This is a genomic window from Streptomyces sp. NPDC058751, from assembly GCF_042746485.1.
Taxonomy (GTDB): Bacteria; Actinomycetota; Actinomycetes; order Streptomycetales; family Streptomycetaceae; genus Streptomyces.
On record NZ_JBHYPZ010000040.1, the window covers coordinates 1 to 8,832 of the forward strand.

General features: G+C 65.4%; 6 protein-coding genes and 1 pseudogene. 2 read left to right on the top strand and 5 right to left on the bottom strand.

Annotated elements, in window-relative coordinates; translation table 11 throughout:
- The first annotated feature begins 761 nt into the window (after nt 1-761).
- Entirely contained in the window at nt 762-2,126 is a 1,365-nt protein-coding gene (locus ACFW6B_RS30720) for a helix-turn-helix domain-containing protein (RefSeq protein WP_386601073.1), read from the top strand.
- Between the two features lie 60 nt (nt 2,127-2,186).
- Nucleotides 2,187-3,527 carry a helix-turn-helix domain-containing protein gene (locus tag ACFW6B_RS30725; protein ID WP_386601075.1) on the top strand — a complete coding sequence of 447 codons (1,341 nt, stop codon included), beginning with the start codon at nt 2,187-2,189 and terminating at the stop codon, nt 3,525-3,527.
- A 215-nt stretch (nt 3,528-3,742) separates the two neighbouring features.
- Here the strand turns inward: ACFW6B_RS30725 and ACFW6B_RS30730 are convergent, their stop codons facing one another.
- The 5 genes and pseudogenes from ACFW6B_RS30730 to ACFW6B_RS30750 all read right to left on the bottom strand — a co-directional run bounded on the left by ACFW6B_RS30730 (nt 3,743) and on the right by ACFW6B_RS30750 (nt 8,825).
- A complete protein-coding gene (locus tag ACFW6B_RS30730; protein WP_386601077.1) occupies nt 3,743-4,333 on the bottom strand; it encodes a transposase in 591 nt (196 codons plus the stop codon).
- Nucleotides 4,334-4,946: 613 nt separating this feature from the next.
- Entirely contained in the window at nt 4,947-6,227 is a 1,281-nt protein-coding gene (locus ACFW6B_RS30735; RefSeq protein WP_386601078.1) for an IS701 family transposase, read from the bottom strand.
- A 65-nt stretch (nt 6,228-6,292) separates the two neighbouring features.
- Nucleotides 6,293-7,152 (bottom strand): IS5 family transposase gene (locus tag ACFW6B_RS30740; protein WP_386601219.1). Its coding sequence is split into 2 segments (ribosomal slippage): nt 6,293-6,786 and nt 6,786-7,152, totalling 861 coding nucleotides; the frame shifts between segments, so codons are not numbered across the junction.
- Nucleotides 7,153-7,199: 47 nt separating this feature from the next.
- Nucleotides 7,200-7,544: pseudogene (locus ACFW6B_RS30745) on the bottom strand (transposase family protein); the annotation flags it as partial.
- Between the two features lie 138 nt (nt 7,545-7,682).
- Complete coding sequence (locus ACFW6B_RS30750) at nt 7,683-8,825, bottom strand: peptidogalycan biosysnthesis protein (RefSeq protein WP_386601080.1); 1,143 nt, start codon at nt 8,823-8,825, stop codon at nt 7,683-7,685.
- Nucleotides 8,826-8,832 lie beyond the last annotated feature (7 nt).

Consider the following 8,832-nt stretch of genomic DNA (forward strand, 5'->3'; position numbering starts at 1 on the left):
TACGGAACCAACAGGGCCCCTTCGGTCGCCGGTGTGCTGAGTGGAATCACCACGCCAATGACGAGGGGCCCTGGCTCGTCACCACACCCGCTGACTAGTCCATTTCACCCTCCCGCACAGGATGAAAGAGGTTCACTGAGTGTGGCCTCCTCTTACCGACCGACAGGCAGTCCCGGAAGAACAGGATCAGCGGCTTCACTCCCAGGCTGCGTTCGACCGCGAGCTTTACCAGCTTTCATGACTGGGCTGTAAGGGCCGGAAAGCGGGTCGTGGCCGCTCACCGGACCGATCGGTAGCAACGGCGCCGCCGCCCGGCTGGCCTCACCCGGCAACCTGGCGATCACCATCAGTTACGCCCCGGTCATAGACAGGCGGGCCTGAAGCCCCGGATCGCTTTTATGAACAAACGCGACCATGCAGCTGGGAGCGGACACCAGGGGCCGCCGAGGGTGCAGGCGCGACTTCGGGGCGACACTATCGCCACCGCCGGAGCCTTTGGTCGCCCCCGGGGGCAGACGCATGCAGGTTAGCGGCGAATCGCCCCCGGGCTCACCCCTCGGCGCGGACCGAGTACGAGACACCCCGGAGTCGAAGGTCGATGACCCAATTTGTCATGGCAGTGAGTCATGAGGATTATGCTCAACTTCCAATAGGCTGACACCCAAAAGGCTGGCAGGCACTTCACTAGAGCGCCCACGGCCAGGCAAGCTGTCATTGCATCCTGTCACAGAGGCGCGTTTATACTGGAAGGGGACGTTCCATTGACCTGCACGATCGGCACCCGCATCCGATACCTGCGAACGACTCGCGGCATGTCCCAGGCCGACCTTGCTGGCCGTGAGCTCTCCACCAGCTATATCTCGTTGATCGAGGCGGGCAAGCGCATTCCCTCCGCGCGGACCCTGGAACTGATCGCCGTCCGGCTCGGTTGCGCTCCGAACGACATCTACGATGGCGCGGCCGCCGAGGCCGAGGCAGCGATCGACTTCGCCCTCGCCGAGGCCGAGTGGTCCCTGGTTGACGGTGACCCGGCTCTGGCGCTGCAACGGTTCTCCAGGGCGCGAGGCCTCGCGCTCGATGCGAATCAACCAGACCACTCGCTGCGGGCCGCATGGGGGGAGGCTAGATCCTTCGAACGCCTCAACCGCTTCGAGGAGGCGCTGGAGGCCTACCAGGATCTGCTGCGCCAGAGGTCACCCGGCGACACAGAATCGCCCACCCGCTGGGAGATCGTCGGCGCCCTCTGCCGCTGCGAGGTCGAACTGGGTGAGAACGATCGCGCGATCGAAGTCGGAGAACGCGCGCTGAACGAACTCCGTGAAGTCGGCGCCGCACCGTCCGCGACCGGGATCGAGATCATCTGCGAGCTCGTCCGGGCGCACCTTAGCCGCGGCGACGTCGCACGCTCCCGTCAGCTGACGAAGACTGCCATCGTCGAGGCCGAGGTGCTGCAGAATCCGCAGCAGCTCGCGCGCGCCTATTGGGCAGCCGGTCAGACAGCGCAGGAGGCCGGCCGGACGGCGGAAGCCATCCGGCTGACCCGCAGAGCCGTCGACCTCCTCACCCAGGACGACGACGAGGCCGTGCTGGGTGACGCCTTGGCCCTGCACGGCACAGCCCTGCTATGGCACGACGAGAGGAACGCGGTAGAGGCCCAGGCGGACCTGAGGCGCGCGGCCGAGATCCACGAACGCGGCAAGCGCTTCCCTGAAGCCGCCCGGTGTTACCAGGGGCTGGCCCGCTGCTCGCTGGCGCAAGGTGACTACGTCGAAGCCTTGGAGTCCACCGCGCACGCGCTCTCACTGCTAGACACAGACCCCCCAGGGGATCGGGCGCAGGCCTTGATCCTCACCGCGGCGGCCCTGGCGATGCTCGGCAGCGCGGCCGAAGCGATGCTGCGTTGCGACGAGGCCGCAACGGCGCTGAGCGCGGACACGCGCAGTCTGCGCCGGTTGGCCATCCCTTGGGGAGAAGTCGCGGAGGTCTACGTCGCCTTGGGCGCGACGAACCAGGCCATCGATGCCTGGAGGCGAGGGTTCGCGCTTCTCTACACCATCGCCCCGCTGCCGTTGACCTCGAAATTTCCATTCCGCGGGTCACTGCTACCGGAGAGACCGGAACTCTAACGGACGGACAGTGGGTAGAATGCCCTCTGTCAAGTAACCGAGTCACAAACGAGGCATCAGATGCCAGATCCCGATCTGCTCGGATTCAGGATCCGGGAGATGCGCCGCCGCCTCGGGCTCTCCCAGGCCGACCTCGCCGGGGCCGAACTGTCTCCGAGCTACGTCTCCCTGCTGGAGGCAGGGAAGCGGACGCCTTCGGAAGACGTGTTGCGTGGCCTCGCGAGGAGACTGAACTGCGCCCCCGACTTCCTACTCGAATGCCTGCATGAAGATCCAAGTGCCAGCCTGGATCTAGAACTCAACTTCGCCGAGCTGGCACTCACGTCCGGCCAACCCCAGGCGGCCCTGGAAGCGTTCGAGGCGGTGACCGAGCGCGCGCAGGCAGAGGGTCTGCCCGGACACCAGGCGCGCGCAGAATGGGGGATCGGGCGCGCGCTGGAGAATGTCGGCCGACTTGAAGCAGCCGCACACAAGTTCGACGCTTTGCTGCGGCTTCGACCAGCGGAACGCGGGAAGGTGTCGAGCCTCGCTGTGGTCGTGGCGCTCTGTCGCTGCCTCCGGGAGCTCGGCGACATGGGCCGGGGAATCGAAATCGCCGAGCGCACCCTGACCGAGATGAAGGAGTTCAAGATCAATCCGACGGTCGAGAGTGTCGAACTCATCTCCACGCTGGTGGGCCTCTACGCCGAACGCGGCGACCTGCACACGGCCGAGTATCTCGGCCAGGAAGCCATCGCGCAGGCGGGCCAGCTCAACGACCGCCGTGCGGTCGGTGCGGCGTACTGGAACGCGGGCTTGGTCGCACACCGTAACGGCCATCACGACGAGGCCGCGGCTCAAGTGGAGCGCGCACTGGCCATGTATGCGGAGGGCGACAATGAGCGCGCCATCGCACGGCTGCAAACTGCGTACGCGGCGGTGCTACTGAACACCGAACCGCCGCAGCCGCAGGTAGCTCGAGACCTGCTCGACCAGGCACGGACCTCACTTGAGCAACTCGGCGGCGCAGTGGATCTCGCCTACACTCTGACGAACATGGCACGTGCCGACCTGCAGTTGGGGGATTTTGACGCAGCCATCTCCCACGCGGGCTCCAGCCTGGAGCAGTTGGGCCCGGAGCACCGTCTCCAGACGGCTCGGACGCTTCTCGTCCTTGCGTCGGCGCACTTCCGCCGCGGAGATCTGAAGGAGGCGCGGCGGACGCAGGAGACCGCTGCACTTCACATGGAGGCGTCCGGGGCGAACCGGCAGTCCGCCTTCGCATGGGCCGAACTGGCGGAGTCACTGGAGGCCACGGGGGACACCGACCGTGCTCTGTGGGCGTATCGGCAGAGTCTGAGGCAAATGGGGCATAGGGTCCTCGCTGTCGCCGAACATGCAGACGCACCGACTGCGGGCTGAGGAAATCCGAATCGGACACTGCTCCTCTGTCTGGAGAGTTCCTGGGGACTCCTCAGCTCCCAGGAGCCTTTTTCGAGCCTGGCATATTTCTGGCCATAACCTTTCATTCGAGAGGCCATCCGCCAATAAGCCAGTCAAGCGTAATTTGCCCCATAGGTGCCATAAGGGGAGGGGTGCCGGGCCGGACCCTAGTGTTCTTGGTACGGCCCGCGGACTCATGATGGCCGGGACAGCCGCCCGGTCCAGGACGCGAAATGTTTGGCGGAAGCAAACCGGCTCATGCCCCCGCCGCTCTCCGCGGTGATCACTTTGGCGACAGCCTTGTTGATGCCGGGGATGGTGTCGAGCAGGTCGAGCGCGGGCCGAACGAGGGCCATCGCCGCACACGGTGAGCTGGGGTCGTACTGGTCCAGATACGGCCGGGCCAGGAACGCGTGGTGCTCACGGAAGCGCCGGAAGGCTGCCATATCGCCGTAACCGCCGTCGGCGACAGCAACGGGGACGTCGACGCCCAACAACCGGGTCTCGTCGATCATCTCCAGGGCCAGCTGCCACTTCTCGACATGGCCGATCTCAGCGGGGATGCGGCACTTCACGCGGCGGGCCGTCTTTTGAGGGTCGCCCTTCGGCGAGGCGGGAGCCCAGCTCTCGGCAGGAACAGGCGCCAGTCGACGGCCGCCGATGCGCTGTCGCAGGCCAGATGCAGCGACGCCCCGGCCTGTCAGTTGGTCACCTTGACCGCGGTGCCCGTGTACTGCCGGGTGACGCACGCCGAGGCGTCGCCGTCTTGAGAAAGCCGGTGTCATCGATGATCAGCGCGGTCGGCTTGATCACCTGCTGCATCCTCCACGCCAGAGGGGGACCGCACGTGCGCCTGAGGCAGTCTCGTAACTGCGTCTGGGGCGGTTGGGGGAGGCCGGTGCCGGGGTCGGGGGATCGTGCGCGTTACTGGCTGAGGGCCAGGTTGTGCATGCGCGCGATGCCGCTGGCGGCCCAGTAGACGCCGTCACCGCAGCGACGGCGGTCCCGCAGGATCTTCCATTTCTTCATGCGGGCGAAGGCATGGTCGATGCGAGCACGTACTCGGCGATGGGAGGCGCTATGGTCGCCTTTCCAGGCTCCGACCCGGTCCTGGCCGGCGTTGCGGCACCGGTGCCCTGGTAGCCGCCGTCGGCGAGGACGGTCGCCTTGCCGCAGGCGTTGTCGATGCCGGAAGCTCTGTGAAGGCGGTGCAGTCGTTGCGGTCGCCCGGCAGCGGGCGGCCGGCGGCCAGCACCAGACGGCTGTCGACATGCACCCAGGACCTGCAGGTTCGCCAAGTACTAGTAGGACTCCGTTAGGTCTGTCTCGATCTTGACCCTGAGTGTGATCCGCTGGGCAGGGGTTGGTGGCAGGTGGTGCAGACACCGGTCCAGCACTTCAGGACACTCTGCAGGGCGTCGAGGGTCTGGTAGAGGGTGAGGCCGGTGCGGGAGCTTTTGGGGCCAGGCGCTGTTCGGTGAGGAAGGCGTGGGCGGTGGTCACGAGGGTGACGTGGTGGTGCCAGCCGGGCCAGGACCTGCCTTCGAAGTGGTCCAGGCCCAGGCCGTGTTTGAGTTCGCGGTAGTCGTGCTCGATGCGCCAGCGGACCTTGGCCAGACGGACCAGGTCGGCGATCGCCGTGTCGGGCGGGAGGTTGGACAGCCAGTACTCGGTCGGCGCGTCGGCGTCGGCGGGCCATTCGACCAGCAGCCAGCAGTCGGGCAGAACCCCGTCCCACCAGCCCTGTTCTGCCGAGGCGGCAGCCTTGATCGGACGCTCGACCGCCTTGCCTGCCGGGCGGACGCGCACAGCGGCGAAGCGGGAGCGTAGCTCTCCTCGTGAGCCGTTGCGCCAGGTGAGCGGGGTGAATGCCTGCGGTCCGAGGCCGACGGCCAGGTCTGCCACCGACAGTGCCCGCTGCCGGTAGCGGGGCTGGGGCCAGCAGCCGATGGGCCCGTTGCGTTCCGGGGCCACGGGCTTCGCGTCGAAGGGGTGGGCGCTCACGTCCGAGCGGACGGCCAGGACATAGGCAAGTCCACGCTCGGACAGCGCGGTCCGCAGGTGCGCGTTGGTGCCGTAGGCGGCGTCCGCGACCACGGCCGGCGGTGTCATGCCCCAGAGGGCGAGGGTGTCGAGCATGTCCAGGGCAAGGCGCCATTTCTCGCGGTGTGTGACCTCGGGCGGGATGCGGGCAAGGGCCCGGCGGCCGGTGTCCGTGGCCCACTCCTGGGGCAGGAACAGGCGCCACTGCAACGGGCAGGACGCGGTGTCGGTCGCGGCGTGGACGCTGACGGCGACCTGGCAGTTCGCCCGTTTGCCCAGGGCTCCGCAGTACTGCGGAGCCACCCCGGCCGACATCCTCCCGTCCTTGGGCACCGACACGTCGTCGATCACCCAGGCCACCGGTCTGATCAGCGGCAGCATGCGTTCGTTGATCCGCCGTTGTACCGGCACGGGATCCCAGGTGGACTGGTTCACGAACTGCTGCAGGTTCTGCTCGTTGCCGTCCGGCAGCCGCGAGGCCATCGCCTGGATGGACTTGCGGCGGCCGTCCAGCATCAGTCCGCGCAGATAGCAGTAGCCCTTGGCCCGCTGGTCCTTGCGCGGCACCGAGGCGAACACATCAGCGACGTATAACGCCAACGTCGCCCGGAAACGGTTCACTTCATGTGCGTCCACATACCTAACATGCTCTTGATCAGCACTGATAGGAAGACCTAACGGAGTCCTACTAGGGTCCGTCTTCAAACGGATCTTGCCCAGAGCAGGAATGACGCGAGACTGACCGCCACCTCGTATGAGGTGGCGGTCTTGTCATATCTGGTGGCGATACCACGGAAGCCTTTGAGCCGGTTGAAGCAGCGTTCGACGACGTTGCGTCGCCGGTAGGCCTGCCGGTCGAAGGCGGGTGGCCGGCCTCCTCGGCGGCCTCGGTTTCGGCGGTGTCGCTTCTGGTCGTTCTTCTCCGGGATGGTGCACGCGATGCCGCGTTTGCGCAGGTAGACGCGGAAGCCGCGGGAACTGTAGGCCTTATCTGCGACGACCCGGTCGGGCCTGCATCGGGGGCGGCCGGGGCCGGTTCGCGGGACGCGGATCCGTTCCAGGAGGGGGCGTGCGCAGACGCTGTCGTGGCGTTGGCCGGGTGTCAGCAGGATCGCGAGCGGGCGTCCCTTGCCATCGCAGGTGAGGTGGATTTTGGTGGTCAGTCCGCCTCGCGATCGGCCGAGGGCGTGATCGTCCGGTTCGTCCGGCCGGTGGATCCCCTTTTTCGGCCCGTCGCGGCGGCGTGCTGGTGGGCGCGGACGATGGTGGAGTCGATCTGAACGAGCCAGTCGATGTCGCCGACAGCGTCCGCACCGGCCTGGACCTGCTGGAGAGCTCGGGTGAACACACCGTTTAGCGCGTAGCGGCGAAAGCGGGTGTAGACCGTCTGCCACGGGCCGTAGCGTTCCGGCAGGTCACGCCAGGAGATCCCGGTCCGGATCTTGTAGACCATCCCGTTGACGACCTGCCGGTCCGACACCCGCGGCCGCCCCGTCGCAGCCCGCGGTATCAAGGGAGCGAGCAACTCCCACTCATGGTCTGTGAGTTCATGACGACGTATCACCCGACCATGATCCATCATCTAATGATCTTTGAAGACGGACCCTAGTAGTGCTTGGTGGAGGCGGCCACGGTGCGGTCGCGGGTAGGCACGAGGCCGTCGACGATGACGACCTCGTCCGCTTTCGACTTGCGGCGGGCCTGGGCCAGGGCGAGCAGCGGGCTGTACCGGTCGATGATCCGGCCGACCGCTGCCGGGGAGATCCCGAACAGGGCCGCCAGCCGCCGCATTGTGATGTTGGTGCGGTAATACATCGCCACCAGAAGGACCCGGTCCTCCAGGTCCAGTGCCCACGGCCGCCCCGGCCGGGACGGTGCCAGGGCGCGTCCGCCCTTGATCCGTACCGCCTGCACCAGACGGCGGAACTGAGCCGGACGCAACCCGGTGAACATGCTTCGTTGAGCGGAGAGCACCTGCACGACAGCCCAAAGCGAGACAATCTTTAGGCGAACGGCTCCGACGTCACCCAATCAGGTTCAAAAGCGACTTGGTATGGACACTGGGCTCGTCTGCAGTCTGCCGCGCCGCTATCAGGAGGAATTGTCAGGCGAGATCTTTTCGGTAGCCATCTCCAGCCATTTCTGATCGTCAGCATCCAGGCACTTTATGTATCCGTCCTGGGTTCTCTGAAGGCACCCCCGACGCCGCTTACTGTCCGCCGCTGTCACCGAATACTGAATAGATGTGGCGCCAGTAGCTACCCCGTGCTCAATAGTTTGATAGAAGCACGTTTCGAAGAAGACGGGATATCCGCGCGTCAGGTCGGGATCTTCTCCCCCCTGGCGCGAGTAGAGCTCATCTCGCCATCGAATAAAGATCGAGCACGATCCCATTTGACCGTGCACATCCCTACCGATGGCCACCCAGGACTGCCCCGGCAGCATCCGCATGGACAGTTTTTGCTTGCGCAGAGCCTCTTCGAACCCGCCCGGAACGCCATGCTGATCCGCACCAATGGCCTGGAGGCGACATATCTCCTCCAGGGGTGAATCCTCTAGGCGGACTACCTGAAACGTCCATCCAGCCGCACTGACTTTCCGTCGATCTCGCCTGATTCGTTTCCGAGTCTCGTGACCTGGAAGGTGATCAATATAGTCATCAAACGATGACTTACCCACAAGGGAAATGGCACTGTTCGTTTCCGTGCTATACCTAATATAGCCACGTCGGATCAACACGGATTGCATGAGCGGATGGTCGACGTAGGGCAGGGTAACCGAGCGCATGCCTCGGTCGGAGGCAATACGCTCCGCTTGGTCTAGGTGGGATTCGAGCAGGTCGCAGTACTCCTGATCCTTAAGGCTAGGGCGATGCAGGAATGTAGTCATTCCCGGGGTGCGCCCCCCTAGGCTCAGTGTGGGCATCAGGCGGGCCGTGGCTTCGGGGAGGATTGACTTCGACCCGTGTTCTGACCGTTCCGAAGCCAGCCAAGCCGCAAGACAAGCATCCGGCCGTATCAGAGGATGACTGTCAACGTCGACCTCATGCAGTGAAACTCCCGCCTGTATCCGGCCGTCGATCAATGTCGCACCATATGCATGGTAGTAGCCGGAGTGCAGTTCCCTCAAATACTCCAGCCACTGAACAGATGAATAGTACTCTCCGTTCTGCAAGAGCTCGTCCCACCCCAGATCGGCGAGGACGGATGCAGTTTCGAAGACAGTCGTCCTCATCGCCCTG